Origin of the sequence: Paenibacillus rhizovicinus (assembly GCF_010365285.1) — a bacterium.
GTDB lineage: Bacteria > Bacillota > Bacilli > Paenibacillales > Paenibacillaceae > Paenibacillus_Z > Paenibacillus_Z rhizovicinus.
This window is the reverse complement of sequence record NZ_CP048286.1, coordinates 4,653,877-4,668,338: the sequence shown is the minus strand read 5'-3', so window position 1 is coordinate 4,668,338 and position 14,462 is coordinate 4,653,877. Positions and strand designations below refer to the sequence as shown.

The 14,462-nt window shown below is 58.8% G+C and carries 16 protein-coding genes and 1 pseudogene; 6 read left to right on the top strand and 11 right to left on the bottom strand.

Annotation, left to right across the window (positions count from 1 at the left end; genetic code table 11):
- Positions 1 to 17: 17 nt before the first annotated feature.
- The 10 genes from dgoD to GZH47_RS20870 form a co-directional block, all read right to left on the bottom strand.
- On the bottom strand, positions 18 to 1,136 hold the full coding sequence (gene dgoD, locus GZH47_RS20910) for a galactonate dehydratase (RefSeq protein ID WP_162642909.1): 1,119 nt from the start codon (positions 1,134 to 1,136) through the stop codon (positions 18 to 20).
- 271 nt (positions 1,137 to 1,407) lie between these two features.
- Positions 1,408 to 2,457 (bottom strand): tRNA (adenosine(37)-N6)-threonylcarbamoyltransferase complex transferase subunit TsaD, encoded by a 1,050-nt coding sequence (gene tsaD / locus GZH47_RS20905; RefSeq protein WP_162642907.1) that lies wholly within the window; start codon positions 2,455 to 2,457, stop codon positions 1,408 to 1,410.
- Positions 2,438 to 2,944 (bottom strand): ribosomal protein S18-alanine N-acetyltransferase, encoded by a 507-nt coding sequence (gene rimI, locus GZH47_RS20900; protein WP_225446150.1) that lies wholly within the window; start codon positions 2,942 to 2,944, stop codon positions 2,438 to 2,440. Before rimI ends, tsaD begins: the two co-directional genes overlap by 20 nt.
- Positions 2,931 to 3,956, bottom strand: a complete 1,026-nt coding sequence (gene tsaB / locus GZH47_RS20895; protein WP_162642905.1) for a tRNA (adenosine(37)-N6)-threonylcarbamoyltransferase complex dimerization subunit type 1 TsaB — start codon at positions 3,954 to 3,956, stop codon at positions 2,931 to 2,933. Before tsaB ends, rimI begins: the two co-directional genes overlap by 14 nt.
- A gap of 3 nt (positions 3,957 to 3,959) precedes the next feature.
- Positions 3,960 to 4,442, bottom strand: coding sequence for a tRNA (adenosine(37)-N6)-threonylcarbamoyltransferase complex ATPase subunit type 1 TsaE (gene tsaE, locus GZH47_RS20890; RefSeq protein ID WP_162642897.1), 483 nt, complete (start codon positions 4,440 to 4,442; stop codon positions 3,960 to 3,962).
- A 13-nt stretch (positions 4,443 to 4,455) separates the two neighbouring features.
- The gene (locus GZH47_RS20885) at positions 4,456 to 5,625 is read right to left on the bottom strand and encodes a thiamine-phosphate kinase (RefSeq protein ID WP_162642892.1); all 1,170 of its coding nucleotides are present in this window, start codon (positions 5,623 to 5,625) and stop codon (positions 4,456 to 4,458) included.
- Positions 5,626 to 5,770: 145 nt separating this feature from the next.
- The gene (locus GZH47_RS20880; RefSeq protein ID WP_162642891.1) at positions 5,771 to 6,637 is read right to left on the bottom strand and encodes a YitT family protein; all 867 of its coding nucleotides are present in this window, start codon (positions 6,635 to 6,637) and stop codon (positions 5,771 to 5,773) included.
- Between the two features lie 676 nt (positions 6,638 to 7,313).
- Positions 7,314 to 7,469 (bottom strand): hypothetical protein, encoded by a 156-nt coding sequence (locus tag GZH47_RS33870; RefSeq protein ID WP_192043530.1) that lies wholly within the window; start codon positions 7,467 to 7,469, stop codon positions 7,314 to 7,316.
- 203 nt (positions 7,470 to 7,672) lie between these two features.
- Positions 7,673 to 7,861 (bottom strand): H-type small acid-soluble spore protein, encoded by a 189-nt coding sequence (locus tag GZH47_RS20875; RefSeq protein ID WP_162642876.1) that lies wholly within the window; start codon positions 7,859 to 7,861, stop codon positions 7,673 to 7,675.
- A gap of 1 nt (position 7,862) precedes the next feature.
- Complete coding sequence (locus GZH47_RS20870; protein ID WP_162642874.1) at positions 7,863 to 8,048, bottom strand: hypothetical protein; 186 nt, start codon at positions 8,046 to 8,048, stop codon at positions 7,863 to 7,865.
- Between the two features lie 158 nt (positions 8,049 to 8,206).
- On the opposite strand from GZH47_RS20870, the gene ku reads away from it, so the two are divergent.
- From ku to GZH47_RS34665, 5 genes and pseudogenes are all read left to right on the top strand, one after another.
- Entirely contained in the window at positions 8,207 to 9,142 is a 936-nt protein-coding gene (ku, locus tag GZH47_RS20865) for a non-homologous end joining protein Ku (RefSeq protein ID WP_162642872.1), read from the top strand.
- Positions 9,143 to 10,330 carry an ATP-dependent DNA ligase gene (locus GZH47_RS20860; protein WP_162642871.1) on the top strand — a complete coding sequence of 396 codons (1,188 nt, stop codon included), beginning with the start codon at positions 9,143 to 9,145 and terminating at the stop codon, positions 10,328 to 10,330.
- Positions 10,327 to 11,232, top strand: a complete 906-nt coding sequence (ligD, locus tag GZH47_RS20855; RefSeq protein WP_162642868.1) for a non-homologous end-joining DNA ligase — start codon at positions 10,327 to 10,329, stop codon at positions 11,230 to 11,232. Before GZH47_RS20860 ends, ligD begins: the two co-directional genes overlap by 4 nt.
- Before the next feature lie 86 nt (positions 11,233 to 11,318).
- A pseudogene (locus tag GZH47_RS34670) lies at positions 11,319 to 12,149 on the top strand (ABC transporter substrate-binding protein); the annotation flags it as partial.
- Between the two features lie 297 nt (positions 12,150 to 12,446).
- Entirely contained in the window at positions 12,447 to 12,845 is a 399-nt protein-coding gene (locus GZH47_RS34665; RefSeq protein ID WP_404823816.1) for a DUF3502 domain-containing protein, read from the top strand.
- A gap of 147 nt (positions 12,846 to 12,992) precedes the next feature.
- Here the strand turns inward: GZH47_RS34665 and GZH47_RS20845 are convergent, their stop codons facing one another.
- Positions 12,993 to 13,931, bottom strand: a complete 939-nt coding sequence (locus GZH47_RS20845; protein WP_162642864.1) for an aldo/keto reductase family protein — start codon at positions 13,929 to 13,931, stop codon at positions 12,993 to 12,995.
- Positions 13,932 to 14,099: 168 nt separating this feature from the next.
- Between GZH47_RS20845 and GZH47_RS20840 the strand changes: the two genes are divergently transcribed.
- On the top strand, positions 14,100 to 14,432 hold the full coding sequence (locus tag GZH47_RS20840) for a winged helix-turn-helix transcriptional regulator (RefSeq protein ID WP_162642862.1): 333 nt from the start codon (positions 14,100 to 14,102) through the stop codon (positions 14,430 to 14,432).
- Positions 14,433 to 14,462: the final 30 nt, after the last annotated feature.

The window sequence follows — 14,462 nt, the reverse complement described above, 5'->3', positions numbered from 1 at the left end:
TCCTTCGAGCCGAATTCTTACCAGTCAGCCACCGAGCCGTCGTCTTCATGGAACCAGCGCGGCGTATCCCAATCGCCGTCGTACAGCTTGTCCTTGATTGCGTCTTCGTCTACCTCGATGCCAAGTCCAGGAGCCGTCGGCAGTTCGATATAGCCATTCTGGATGACGAATGGGTTCTTCAAATAACCGTGGCCGGTCTCGGCATGCTCCTGCGAGACGAAGTTCGGCACAGTCGCCGACAACTGAATGCTTGCGGCCAGATTAATCGGGCCCAGCGGGTTATGCGGCGCGAAGCCGGCATAGTAAACCTCGGCCATCGCGGCAATCTTCTTGCCTTCCAGGATACCGCCGCAATGCGCAAGATCCGGCTGGACGATTGCCGCGGCTTGCTTCTCCAGCACTTCGCGGAACGCCCATTTCGTGAACAGACGCTCGCCCGTAGCGATCGGCGTCGACGTCGAACGGGCGATGGTGACCATCGTATCCACGTTCTCCGGCAGGCACGGCTCCTCGATGAAGGCCAGCTTGCAGTGTTCCAGCTCCTTGACAAGGCGAACCGCCAGCGCCGGGCTGATGCGGCCATGGAAATCGATGCCGAAGTCGCAATCCGTGCCGATCGCTTCGCGAATCGCCGAGACGCGCGCCACTTGCTTGTCCACCCACGCAGGCGTTTCGATGACATGCGCCATCGCCTCGATGCCGGTTTTCATCATTTTGAAGCCTTGCTCTTTCAACCGTTTCGCATTGCTGACTGTTTCTTCCACCGTGCTTCCGCCGATACCGCGATACATCTTGATCCGGTCGCGAACCGGGCCGCCAAGCAGCGTATACACCGGCACGCCGAGCGATTTGCCGAGAATATCCCACATCGCCTGCTCCAGGCCGCTGATCGCGCTCGTCAGAATCGGGCCGCCGCGATAGAACGTTCCCCGGTACATGGCTTGCCACAAATGCTCGATGCGGCGCGGATCCTGGCCGATCAGATGCGGCTCAAGCTCCTTGATCGCCATCTCGACCGTACGCGACCGTCCTTCGACGATCGCCTCTCCCCATCCGACGATTCCTTCGTCGGTCGACATTTTCAGAAACGAAAACCGGGGCCGTAAATGAAACACTTCGATTTTGCTGATACGCATGGACAATTAGCCTCCTTTAAACCTATGGCGCCCGTGAATGAGTCGCCTGTTTCTAGTCATTCCGCGATACAATGAAAGCGATAACAAGAGGTTGCGCAGCTGTTGCGATGCGGGTTAGGCGGAATCACGAACGTCGCATTGCCTAGGTTTTCGACAGCAGGTTTCGATATCCTGCATAATAAAAACGATGTCGAATGTAATAAAAAAGAAGGACAACGCGATTCGCGTTATCCTGCTTCATTTCGTTAGAAGCCGTAAACAGAAACGTCCGTTAAACGGACCACTCCTCCAGCGACAGCCCCGGCTCCGCCTTCATGTCCAGCGGCGTATACTCGCCGCGGATCCATTTCAAATGCGCCGCCGCGCCGATCATCGCGGCATTGTCCGTACAGAGCTTGAGCGGCGGGATGAGCAGCGGAATGCCTTCCGCAGCGCAGCGCGCCGTCAGCTCGGCGCGCAATCCGCCGTTTGCGGCCACGCCGCCGCAGAGCAGCAGCTGTTTGGCGCCGAATTCGCGGGCAGCGCGCAGCGCTTTGGTCACGAGCACGTCGATGACGGAAGCTTGGAATCCGCGGGCCAGCGCGGCTTGGCGGATCGTTTCGCCTTTCATCGCCGCCGTATTGATGCTCGCCAGCACCGCTGACTTCAAGCCGCTGAAGCTGAAATCATAGGAATCCGGCTCCAGCCAAGCGCGCGGCAGCTGGATTTCGTCTTCCGCTTCCTGCGCGAGCCGGTCGATATGCGGGCCGCCGGGATACGGAAAATGCAGCGTCCGCGCCACTTTGTCGTATGCCTCGCCGACCGCGTCGTCACGGGTGCGCCCGATAATGCGGAACTTCCCTTCGCTCTCCAGCAGCACCAGCTCCGTATGTCCGCCGGATGCAACGAGCGCGAGACACGGATAGGCCATCTCGTGCACAAGCTCGTTGGCATAGATATGGCCGGCAATATGATGCGTGCCGATGAGCGGCAGGTTCAAGGCCATCGCGAGGCTTTTCGCGGCGACGATGCCGACCAGCAGCGCGCCGACGAGTCCCGGTCCTTGCGTGACCGCGATCGCGGACAGGTCGCGGAAGGTGACGCCGGCCTCCGTCAGCGCCTGCTCCATAATGAGCGAGATGGATTCCACGTGCTTGCGCGACGCGATTTCCGGCACGACGCCGCCGAATCTCCGATGGGTCTCGATTTGGCTCGATATGATATTGGATAAGATCTCTTTGCCGCCGCGGACGACCGCGACCGATGTTTCGTCGCAGCTCGTTTCGACGGCGAGGATGAGTTCGTTCGTTTCGTTAGATGGGTTAGATGCGTTCTTCGTCATACCATTGCTCCACTTCAGAGGACTCCGGCAGCTCCGCCCACATGATGAGGGCATCTTCCTTATTGTCCGAATAATAGCCGGGGCGGATGCCCGACGGCTTGAAGCCCAGCTTCGCGTACAGCCGCTTCGCGACCTCGTTGCTCACGCGAACCTCGAGCGTCATGCGGCGCGCGCCGAACAGCAGGGCCGTCCGCTGCAGCTCCGTCATGAGCCGTTCGCCAAGCCCTTGCCCGCGATAGCCTTCGCGCACGGCCACGTTCGTCACATGCGCTTCATCCATGATCGTCCACATGCCGGCGTAACCGATCACTTCATTCTCGTAGTCCATCACCATATAGCGGGCAAAATGATTGTTCGTCAGCTCGTTCACGAACGCTTCCTCTGTCCAAGGCGTCGCGAAGCTCTCCTGCTCGATGGCGACGATCGTCGGGACGTCGTCCAGCGTCATGGAGCGAAATAGAAGACGTTTCCTGTCAATTGGCGTCACCTTGGACAGCTCCTTCCGCCGCGGCTTGCTTGGCCGCCGCCGTTCGTTCCTGCAGCTTGACTTCCGCTTCCGTCAGCTGCGTGTAATTCGGGGCGAATGCATGCACGTCGTCGCTTTCCCCGGCGGCCAGCCTCGCTGCGCCGAGCGCGGCCACGGCCCGCCCTTCCAGCCAAATCGGCAGCTTGCGCACCTGTATGCCAGGGCAAAGCGCCTGCAGCCGATCGGCCTCCGACTCGTGCAGCTCAAGCTCGCCTGCGATCCACACGGCCGATGGCCGCAGACATTCGCCTGCCGCTTCGATGGCAGCAGCGAGCTCGTCCACCCATTCGCGCATGAGGCGAATGCCGTCCTTGGACAGCCGCTTCCATGTCCCGTCCCCCAGCGCGCCAGCTTCGGCGCTAGCTTCGGTACGCGCTGCGAAGGAAGCGGTGTACACTTGGCCTCTTCTGGCGTCCATGATAGGAACGAGCCAGACAGGTCCTTGTCCGGCTTCCGGAACGGCCGGATAGCCGTCCGGAAGATGCCGCGCGGAGCTTGCTCCCTGTGCGGTATCGCTGGCATCATCGATCTCAAAAACATCCGCGACGTCAAAGGCATCCGCAGCATCAAAGACATCCGCAACGTTCGCGCCATCCGCTGGACTTCCGGCGGAATTCGCGTTCTGCCATGCGCCGTACCCCAGCGCTTCCAGGCTGGAGACGCCGACGAGCGGCTTGTTCCATACCCAAGCCAGCGTTTTGCCAAGCGACACCGCGATGCGCATGCCCGTATAAGAGCCGGGGCCGCGCCCGATCGCGATCCCGTCCAGCTCGTCCGGCTTTATGCCGCATTCCGCCAGCATCGCCTGAACGGTCGATACCGTATGGACGGAATGATTGCGCTCCGCGAGCGACTGCACCTCGCGCAGCACCTCATGGCCGCGCACAAGCGCAGCCGCCAGCGCAGCCGTCGACGTATCCACTGCCAGCACGAGCAGCCGATCTCCGCCGCCCTGCGTTATATGTTCACTCATGTGCTACCTAGCTCCCATTCCCTGTAATTGCCTGCACCACGCCGCATAGGGCGAACCGATGCCGGTAATCGTAATCCGGCGCGCTTCGCCGCCCAAATGCGCCATATACATCTGGAGCCGGTCCGGCGGCAGCAGCGGTTCGATCAGGCTGGCCCATTCTACGATCGTAACGCCGTCGCCGAAGAAATAATCGTCGAGGCCCAGCTCGTCCGCCTCCGGCTCCGAGAGCCGGTAGACATCCATATGATAGAGCGGCAGCTGCGCGCCCTTATATTCTTTAATAATCGTAAACGTCGGGCTGTTCACGATGCCAGGCACGCCGATTCCCTTCGCGAACGCTTGCGAGAATCGCGTTTTGCCCGCGCCGAGATCGCCGTCAAGCGCCAACACCGTGCCGGGACCGGCCCAGCCGGCCAGCGTTTCCGCGAGTAGAACCGTGCCGAATTCTTCTTCCACGTCCCATACGATTTCAATCGTTTCGCTCATTCCCAAACCGCCCCTACCCGCCAAAATGATTATAGCCGCGCTTCGCGAGCGGCTCCTGCTTTGCTTGTCCGCGTTCGTTGTAATCGCGGACAAGCGCCACCGCGGCGGGGCCTGCCTCCGCCACGCCGATGAGGTACATCGGCAGGCCGGCCGCTTCCAGTTCGGCCTTCGCCGCGTCCGCGTCGCCGGCTGCGATGGTGCCGAGCAGCACGTAGTCTTCGCCGCCGTAGAGGATCCATTCCAGCGGATCCACGCCGCAGCGATTCGCGTAAGCGGTCAAGCTGCCGCTCTTCGGCAGCCTGGACTCGCGGAGCGCGAGCTTGACGCCCGAAGCCTCGGCGATTTCCCAGGCTTCGCTGGCCAGGCCGTCGCTGACGTCATTCAGCGACGTGACCGTGCCGCGCGCGGCTAGCAGCGCCGCCGCGCGCACGGACGGCGCCGGCCGGCGGTGCGCCTGCACCAGCGCCGCCGTGCCGGCCGCCTCGGCCGCAGCCGGCGGCACGGGCTGCGGCCGGGGCGCGCTTGCCGCCGCGGCGGCCGCGACTAGCGGCGAGCCGGAGGCAGCGCCGCCCCCCGGCTGCGCGGCAACCGCCGGCGCAGCCTCGCCCGCCGCTGCCGCGGCGAGCAAAAAATGCAGACCGGCCGCGGACATCCCCGCAGCGCCGGTCACGAACACGGCGTCGCCGGGCCGAGCCCCTGCCCGGCTGACCGCCCTCCCGGCCGCGACGGTGCCCGTAACCGTCACGGCGACGACCAAATGCAGCGGCGACGAAGTCGTGTCGCCGCCAACGACCGCCACGCCGTAATGCTCGGCGCAGGCGTAAAGCCCGTCATAGAGCCGGCGCACGCGCTCCGGCTCCCACGTCTTCGGCACGCTGACGGACACCAGCGCGTGCCGGGGCGTGCCGCCCATCGCCGCGATGTCGCTGACGTTCGCGGCCAATGCCTTCCAGCCGACGTCTGCTTCCGCCATCGTCGCATCGTTGAAATGGACGGTCTCCACCATCGTGTCGACCGCCAGCAGCCATTCGAGCGCGCCGGATTCCCCCGGCGGCGTCCCGACGACCGCGGCGTCGTCGCCGATGCCGAGCACGACGCCCTGCGACGCCAGCAGCGCCTTGCTTTGCCTGCGCTCCGTCCAGTGGCGGATACGCGCAAATTCGTCCAGACTAACACCCTCCAATGGCACCGATCGCCAACCGTCTAATTGACCTTATTATATCGGTCTGCCCGCGGAGCCGCAACAAAAGCAAGCAAGGCCGCGCTTCTTCCGCGCGGCCTTGCTCGTATTTACTCCTAGTAACGCTGCCGTGCTTCCGCAAAACCGGCTAGTGAATGTCCCGCTTCTTGAAGCGGCCGCCCTTCACGTCGTGAATATTGCCGACGGCCAGAAAGGCGGTCGGATCGAGTTCCTGCACGATCGACTTCATCTTCGCTTCTTCCAGACGCGTAATGACGCAGAAGATGACCCGCTTCACGCCGCCGGAGAAGGCGCCTTCGCCCTGCAGATACGTGACGCCGCGGCCCAGGCGGCTCATGATGGCGTCGCCGATTTCCTTGGCCTCGTCGCTGATGATCCATACCGATTTCGACTGGTCGAAGCCTTCCAGCGTGATGTCGATCATTTTGAACGCAATGTAGTAGGCAATTAATGAATACATCGCGCTGTCCCAAGAGAAGACGAAGCCCGCGCTGCCGAGAATGAACAGATTGAAGAACATGACGATCTCGCCAACGGAGAACGGTGATTTCTTCGTAATCAGAATGGCGATAATTTCCGTACCGTCCAGCGACCCGCCGAAGCGGATTACTAACCCGACCCCGATGCCCAGAATAACCCCACCGATAACAGGGGCTAGAAATTGGCTGTACGTAAGCGCATTAACCGGGTGAAGCAGCGTCGTTCCGATCGACATGACGGTTACGCCATAGAGCGTCGATAACGCGAACGTCTTGCCAATTTGTTTGTAGCCTATGATGAGAAATGGAACGTTGAGTAAGAATAGAAAGAGACCGAGAGGAATGTTCGTGACATGAGCCAAAATGATCGAGATACCGACAATGCCGCCGTCAATAATATTGTTCGGCACGAGAAAAATCTCCAGAGCTACCGATACTAGCGCCGCACCAATCGTAATAAATACGATCCGCCGCAGCAATTCAAGCTTTGTAATCTTATAATGCTGTTTCGCCATATCTTCTTCCCCCTAACACAATGGATGGCTAAAAATCCATCTTCTTCATCCATTATACCGTATATTCGCTCGATTTCAAAATCAAATACCGGGTTATCACGCAATTTAGATGGTTTAAATCGATATTTCTTCGAATATCGCAGGTTTAATTTAACGTTTCACCTTAATAAAGCTAGTGAATCAGTCGGGATTGTATGGTTATGAGTGTCGGGAAAATCCAAGCGCCGTTTTCCTCGCATGTAGTGTACTGGGTACATCTCTTTTCTCTAATCTGCCGGGTTTTCGACCATGTAGTGTACGGGTGCATCTCTTGCCCGCGGCCGCCCGTGTTTCCTCAATCCCGAGAAAACCTCGGCCAAGCTTGCGTGACGGACGCGAGACGGGAATTTACTGTCGCTATTAGCCAAGCGGAAGCTGTCGAAACGACGTCGGAAAAGAATCAACCGACACCAGGTCGCCGCAGCCGCGCAAATGCGCAATACGATCTTCATTCAGAAAAACAGAGCTGAACGTTCTGAAGCAATCGGCTTCAATCTTCCGTTAACCGGCCTTCTCCGCCGACATCGTATGCTCGCCCTCCGGCTGTTTTACCTCTATACAACGCAAAAAAAGCCCGGCCGCCGAAGCGGACCGGACTTAGGATGCTGAGGCGTCGCCGCCTCTTTCCACGCATCGTTTAAAATTTCGGGAATACGTAGCGGACCAGGAAATACAGGGCCCCGAAGAAAATGATAATGTAGGCCGCGTACTTGATGAACGTCGACGCAACTAGGCTTGAATCCGACTTGCGCTCGATATGGCGCTCTTCGACATCGATATCACGGTGGGTCATCTGTTCCACGCTCCTTTTCGATTGGCGGCTAAAACCGCTGTTAGGATTGCATTACCCCGCAGCGGGCGCTGCCAATCAATCAGGCGCTGTATTCGCAATAATTCGCAACGCCGCCCGCCCGCACGACGAATAAACCAGGCGCAAAAGCGCCTGGTTTCAACCGGTCTTCGATGCTCTTCCATGCCCGACAGCGTAAATAACGGCTATTCTTCGCCTTCTTCTGTCAGGCGGTCGCAGGAAACGGTCTGCGTGTTAAGCGGGTCGGAACCGACCTGAACCGTCGCCATGCCGTTCGTTTCATCCACATTTTCGATCCATACCGACTTGTCGCCCAACTGAACGGCGAATGTATCCTTGGAACTGTAAATTTCCATTGCGCGTTTCGTGTCCATCTTATTCCCTCGCTTCGATCTCCATCGTGTCCGTGGTCGATTCGTCAATCAGCCCGTTGTTCAACGTCACTTGGCCTCCGCCCAACCCTTCATTCACCATCCGGTCGATGTCCATAAAGAAGTCATCGCGGCCTTCATGCTTTTTGTCGTTATTGCTCCCCGTCGGAGAAGTTCCAGCCTCGCTCATCCTAATGCCTCCTTATGCTGATTGATGGTTGTGCTAACGAAAATATGCCCGGAAGGGCTTAAGTTCATGCATTCCGGGGAAAACTGAGCCTAGAGCATTCCGGATCCGATTTCACCACTTCCTAGTCAGATAACCCATCAACAAAGGAGGAATCTTTCATGCATACCGTTTGGAAAGGCGCCATCAGCTTCGGGCTCGTGCATGTGCCCGTCAAAATGTTTTCCGCTACCGAAGATAAGGACATCTCCATGAAGCTGATTCACCGCGTTTGCGGCGGCAACGTCTCCTATATCCGCAAATGCCCGACCTGCGAGGTCGAAGTCGAGTGGGACGATATCGTCAAAGGCTATGAGTACGAGAAAGGCCGCTATGTCCTGTTCGAGAAGGACGAGCTGGAGCAGCTGTCCGGCGAAGCGACGAAGACGATTAATATTTTGGACTTCGTGGCGCTCGAAGAGATCGACCCGATCTATTTCCAGAAAACCTATTATCTCTCTCCCGACCAAGCAGGCGGCAACGCGTATAACCTGCTGCTTGAAGCCATGCGCCAATCCGGCCGAATCGGCATCGCCAAGATCTCGATCCGTTCCAAGAGCTCGCTCGCGGCAATTCGCATTATCGACGACTGCCTGGCCATGGAGACGATTTTCTACCCTGACGAAATCCGTCCGGTCAATCAGGTACCCGGCCTTCCCGATGCCGTCAACGTGAACGAGAAGGAGCTCATGATGGCCCGCATGCTGATCGAACAGCTGTCCACGCCCTTCGAGCCCGCCAAGTATACGGACGATTATCGCGCGCGTCTGATGGACCTCATCCAGCATAAAATTTCCGGCGAGGAAGTTTCCGTGGCGCCGGAAGCGCAAAGAACGAACGTACTCGATCTGATGGCTGCCTTGCAGGCAAGCCTCGAAGCGGTCAAGCTCCCGCCGAACGCGCCGGGCGGCCTGGACACGAGCGCGGCCGGCACGCTGCCTTCCGCAGCGGCGCCGAGCCAGCAAGCAGCCGACGGCGCCGCAGGAAGCAGCGATGTCGTCGCCAAAGTGAAGAAACCGCGCGCCCGCAAATCCAAGAAGGAAGAAACGGTGTCCTAGATGGATCAGCTATGGCCGCAGCAGTTGCCAGACGATATGTCCCCGGCAATCGGAATGCCGGGCGGGACAGTCGACCTTCCGCTTCCGGCGGAGCCGATGGCTCCATTGTCCTCCGCTGAGCTTCCCGCCGGAAGCGATTGGGGCTACCAGTTGAAATGGGACGGCATTCGCATTCTTGCCCGAATGGACGGGCACGGACATGCGGAGTTGTTTTCGCGGAAGCTGTACTTGAAGAACGCCGTGTATCCGGAAATCGTCGCGCTGCTGGAAGCGAAGGCGGCCGAATGGGGCCCCTGTCTGCTTGACGGGGAAATCGTATGGTGGGACGGCATCCGCCCGAACTTCCAGCAGGTGCTGAAGCGCGAGCGCTCGCGGGGCCTTGCCCGGCAGCCGCTGCCTGCGGCCGCGTCGTCTGGCGAGGCGCCGGGCAGGCCGGAAGGCATTCTTGCGGCAGACGGCCAGCAAGCCGGCATCGCGTTCACGCCGATCGCATCGGAAGCAGCCAAGCCATCCAGTGCCCGGAATCCGGCGTCCGGCAAGGCTGCGAGCGCCGCGGCTTCCCTATCATTAACGCCAAAATCTTTCGGCGGCCTCGTCTATGTCCTGTTCGACGTGCTGGCCGACGCAAGCGGCGATCTGCGCCAGCTTCCTTATGAAGAGCGGCACCGGCGCTTGACGGACCTGTGCGGAACCGACGACCCCCGCGTCTTCGTCACGGATTTGTTCCGGGACGGCGAGGCGCTCTGGACCTGGGTAGAGACGAACCGTTGGGAAGGCGTCGTCAGCAAGCGGCTGTCCAGTCCTTACCGCGAAGGCAAGAAGCACCGCGATTGGCTGAAGAAGAAGATCGAGCTCGTGCTCGATGTGGATATCGTCGGCCTCAAATGGCGCAAGGGAATCGTGGCCAGCCTAGTGATGGAGCTGGAGGGCGAGTATTTGGGCAGCGTCTCGCTCGGACTGAACGATGCGCTGCGCAGCGTGCTGGCGTCCACCTTCCGCCCGCAATATGCCCATCTGGCTGTAGTCGCTTGTCCCTTCCCCGCTTTGCCGGAGGATTTGAAGCATGAGGAAATCCAGTGGCTGTCGCTGCCGTTCCGCTGCCGGGTAACCGGCCTCGAACTGACCTCCGCGGGCCAGCTTCGCCATCCGAAGCTGGTGACGTTCCTGCCGAAGGAGCCGCTGTCATGAGCCGCGCCGTCAAGGGCACCATCGTCGTGGAGGGACAAGAGCTGACGATCAGCAATCCGGAGAAGCTGCTCTGGCCGGAGATGGGCATTACGAAAGCCGTCTTCCTGCAGCGGCTTGCCGCCCTCTCCCCATGGCTGCTGAAGCATTGCCAGGATCGGCTGCTCACGACGATCCGCTATCCCGACGGCGTGAACGGCAAATCCTTTTATCAGAAGAACTGCCCGACGCCCGCGCCGGATTTCGTGGAAACGGTTCCGAGCGAGAGCATCGACTACGTCAAGCTGACTTCGCTGCCGGTGCTGCTATGGCTCGGCAATTTGGCCTGCCTGGAATATCATGCTTCCTTCGACCGGATCAGCGACCCTGTCCGGCCGACGGAATGGGTGATCGATCTCGACCCGTCGCTGGAGGAAGAGCCGCGCATCATGGAAGCCGCGCTGCTGACGGGCGATCTGCTGCAGTCGCTCGGCATCTCGTCCACTCCTAAGACGTCGGGCGCTACGGGTGTCCAGATCATCGTCCCTCTCGTGAAGGACTTGTCCTTCGACGAACTGCGGCGCATCGGCGAATTCGTCGGCGCGTATTTGGCAGACAAGCATCCCAAGCTGTTTACGGTGGAACGGCTGAAGAAGCATCGCGGCGACCTGATTTACGTCGATTATTTGCAGCATTATCAGGGCAAGACGATCATCGCTCCCTACTCCCCGCGCGCCCGCGCCGGCGCAAGCGTCTCCACGCCGCTGCACTGGGACGAGGTTCGGCGCGGCGCGGCCATCGCCGACTTCAATCTGCTCAACATCGAGGAACGGCTCATTCGCGAAGGCGACCTTCTTGACCAGGTGCCCGCGCAGACGCTGCGTCCGATTCTATCGTTTATCGGAAAAGGCCAGGCCAAATCGTAAATTCCATATTTTTCTTTATCCGCCTATCGAATGAAGCTATACTCTACTAGACTGCTATCACGACTTCAATCTAGGAGAGTGTAAACATGAACATCAAACTGCGTTCCTGCAAAAGCCGCTTCGCAGGCGGCATGGCGCTGCTGCTGCTCGCTTCCTCCGCTCCCGCCGCCGTGAACGCTGCGTCCGGCGGGCAAGCCCAAGCTCCCGTAACCTTGACGATGTATTATCCCGGAACCGAAAGTCCGGACGAAGCTGTCGTAGAAGAGGCCATTAATCACTATTTGAACATGAAGATCGGCGTCTCGCTCGACTTGCGTCCGTACGATTGGGCGAATTACAACAACAAAATCAAAGTCATGATTGCCGCCGGCGAACCGATGGATCTGTTCTTCACCGCAGGCTGGCTGAATTTCAAGCAGTTTGCCGATATCAACGTGTTGCGGGATCTGACCCCCCTGCTTGCGCGCTATGCGCCGGACATGATGAAGACGATGAATCCCCTCTATCTGAAGGGAACGGCCATCAACGGCCGCAACTACGCGGTTCCGACGCAGATGAACAACGTCACCTGGAAAGGGCTGCTGATCAACAAGCAGCTCGCGGATAAATACCATTTCGATATTGCGGGCATTAAGAAGTTGTCCGATCTGGAGCCCATGCTGAAAGTAATCAAAGCCAAAGAGAGCAAGGCAACGCCGCTCTTCGGCAAAATCGCCGACTTCGAAGGGCTTGCTTCCTATCAGAAGCTTGCCCCGGATTCTCCCGGTTCGCTCATGCCCGGCGGCGGCACGAAGGTCGCGAACGAATTCGCCTCGCCGGCGATGAGCAGCCTGCTTGCTCAATACTATCGGTGGACGACCAAAGGCTATATCGTTCCGTCCAGGCAAGCCTTCAATTCATTCCAAGATCAAACGCTCTTCTCCAGCCAAGCTTCGGTGCAGACATTCGCCGTCTTGACGTCGTCGGCCAACTACGACACGGCCTCGCAGCTGCAGACCGCGACCGGTCAATCCTGGCTCGAGGTCAGGCTGCAGGCGCCGCTCATTACGAACGAAAATTTGACCGCGGGCATGCTGTCCGTCTCTTCGCTCTCCAAGCATGCGGAGGACGCCGTCCGCGTCATAAACCTGCTTCACGCCAACAAGAAACTGCTCGATCTCCTCGACTGGGGCATTGCCGGTACGCATTACCGCGCCGATGCCGGCTCGCCGGGGATGATCACGCCGATCGGGAAGGGATACGCGACATCAGGACCTTGGATGTTCGGCAATCCCGGGCTCACTTACCATACGAAGGCCGACGCCGCGGATCCGAACATCTGGGCCCGGGGCAAGAAAATCTTCGATAAAGCGGCCCTGTCTCCGGTAATCGGACTGTATTACGATCCTGCGCCAAACGCCGAGTCCAATCAGGCGGTGAACAGCTTGATCAGCAACTTCAACGCGAACATGGATCGAGCCCCGCAGGACCCCGCCACGGCGCTGCCTAAGCTGCAGAGCCGGTTGAAGCAAGCCGGAATCGCGGGCGTGATCGCGGACAAGCAACGGCAGGTCGATGCTTACCTGACGGAGAAACATAAGCTTGCCGTGCAGCAGCAAGCCTTGGCACAGTAATTCGTAAGCCATGACGTTAGAGGAACACACTTCTTTGCTCGATTTCGCAGACCATTCGCAGCTTTCATCTAAACAACAAACGGCGCCACGGAGGATAATCCCGTGACGCCGTTGTGCTATTCGCTAGATATTCGCTAGAACATCCGCTTATTTCAAAATCCCTTCAACCCGCTCCAGCACGTCCTCGCTCAATCGGACGCCGGATGCGTTCACGTTCTCGACGACCTGCTCCGGACGGCTTGCGCCGACGAGCGCGCTCGCGACGTTGTTTTGGCGCAAAATCCAGGCGATCGCCAGCTGACCTGTCGTAATCTCCAGCTCCGAAGCAATCTCTGACAAGGCGCGTACTTTGGCCAGTTTCTCCTCGGTAATGCCTTTGCGCATCCACTCCAGCTTGTTCGCGCGGCTGTCGGCCGGGATATCCGCCAATGTCGTATATTTCCCTGTCAGCAAGCCCTGCGCCAGCGGGGAGAATACGACTTGTCCGATGCCGTTCTTCTCGCCGTACGGGATAACTTCCTTCTCGATATAACGCTCGAACATATTATAAATCGGCTGGCTGACGACGATGCGGTCCAGCAAATAACGGTCCGCGGTTGCCAATGCATCCGCCATCTGGGATGCGGTCCACTCGCTGACGCCGGCATAGAGGACTTTGCCGGAGCGGATCAGATCGTCGATCGCGCGCAGCGTTTCCGCAAGCGGCGTCTCGTTATCGTAACGGTGACAGTAGAAGATATCCACGTATTCCGCGCCCAGCCGCTTCAAGCTCGCATTGCACTGCTCGATGACATGCTTGCGGGACAGCCCGCGGTCGTTCGGCCCTTCGCCCATCGGCCAGAAGGCTTTTGTCGCCAACACATAAGATTCGCGCTTGTAAGCCTTCAGCGTCTCGCCCAGCAGCACTTCCGCCGCCCCGCGCTCGTACACGTTCGCCGTATCGAAGAAATTGATGCCAAGATCGTATGCCTTCTCAATCGCCTGCACCGCATTCTGCTTCTCTACGTAACCGCCATAGGTCAGCCAGCTGCCCAGACTGATCTCGCTCACTTTAATCCCGCTGCCGCCAAGTTTCCGATATTGCACCGCAATCCCTCCACATTCGATTAGAATCCACTCCTGCAGGTTTCAGAACCCAGTGTCTATTCTAGAAGAGATAGATTCAAATTGAAAGTAGTGAATATATTCTCATTATATTATATAGATTATATCTGCTATACTTAAAGTAACTATGTTTTCGGGAGGTTGAACATCATGACGATAAGCAATTACGTACCGAAAGTACCGGCCGTTATCGAATGCAATATCGAGAAAACGCTGGATGTCATCGGCGGAAAATGGGCCTTCCTCGTGCTGCGCGAGCTGTTCTGCGAGAAACGCCGTTTCGGGGAGCTCCAGCGCCTCATTCCTGCTGTCAGCCCAAGAGCCTTGACGAGCACCTTGCGTCATCTGGAGAGTCAAGGCGTCCTGGAACGCCATGTGTTCCCTACCGTCCCCGTGACGGTTGAATATTCGCTGACGCCGAAGGGCGTCGACCTGCACAACATTTTACGCGAGATGAAGCTGTGGGCCGCAAAATGGACGTAAGCGAACAATAACAACAACAAGAAGAGCAGG

Coding starts and splice junctions, on each gene's coding strand:
- ligD (WP_162642868.1), top strand. CDS start 10,327: ATGAGCCGCGCCGTCAAGGGCACCATCGTCGTGGAGGGACAAGAGCTG.
- GZH47_RS20880 (WP_162642891.1), bottom strand. CDS start 6,637: ATGGCGAAACAGCATTATAAGATTACAAAGCTTGAATTGCTGCGGCGG.
- GZH47_RS34665 (WP_404823816.1), top strand. CDS start 12,447: ATGATCACGCCGATCGGGAAGGGATACGCGACATCAGGACCTTGGATG.
- ku (WP_162642872.1), top strand. CDS start 8,207: ATGCATACCGTTTGGAAAGGCGCCATCAGCTTCGGGCTCGTGCATGTG.
- GZH47_RS20860 (WP_162642871.1), top strand. CDS start 9,143: ATGGATCAGCTATGGCCGCAGCAGTTGCCAGACGATATGTCCCCGGCA.
- tsaE (WP_162642897.1), bottom strand. CDS start 4,442: ATGAGCGAAACGATTGAAATCGTATGGGACGTGGAAGAAGAATTCGGC.
- tsaB (WP_162642905.1), bottom strand. CDS start 3,956: ATGAGTGAACATATAACGCAGGGCGGCGGAGATCGGCTGCTCGTGCTG.
- tsaD (WP_162642907.1), bottom strand. CDS start 2,457: ATGACGAAGAACGCATCTAACCCATCTAACGAAACGAACGAACTCATC.
- GZH47_RS20870 (WP_162642874.1), bottom strand. CDS start 8,048: ATGAGCGAGGCTGGAACTTCTCCGACGGGGAGCAATAACGACAAAAAG.
- dgoD (WP_162642909.1), bottom strand. CDS start 1,136: ATGCGTATCAGCAAAATCGAAGTGTTTCATTTACGGCCCCGGTTTTCG.
- GZH47_RS20840 (WP_162642862.1), top strand. CDS start 14,100: ATGACGATAAGCAATTACGTACCGAAAGTACCGGCCGTTATCGAATGC.
- GZH47_RS20875 (WP_162642876.1), bottom strand. CDS start 7,861: ATGGACACGAAACGCGCAATGGAAATTTACAGTTCCAAGGATACATTC.
- GZH47_RS33870 (WP_192043530.1), bottom strand. CDS start 7,469: ATGACCCACCGTGATATCGATGTCGAAGAGCGCCATATCGAGCGCAAG.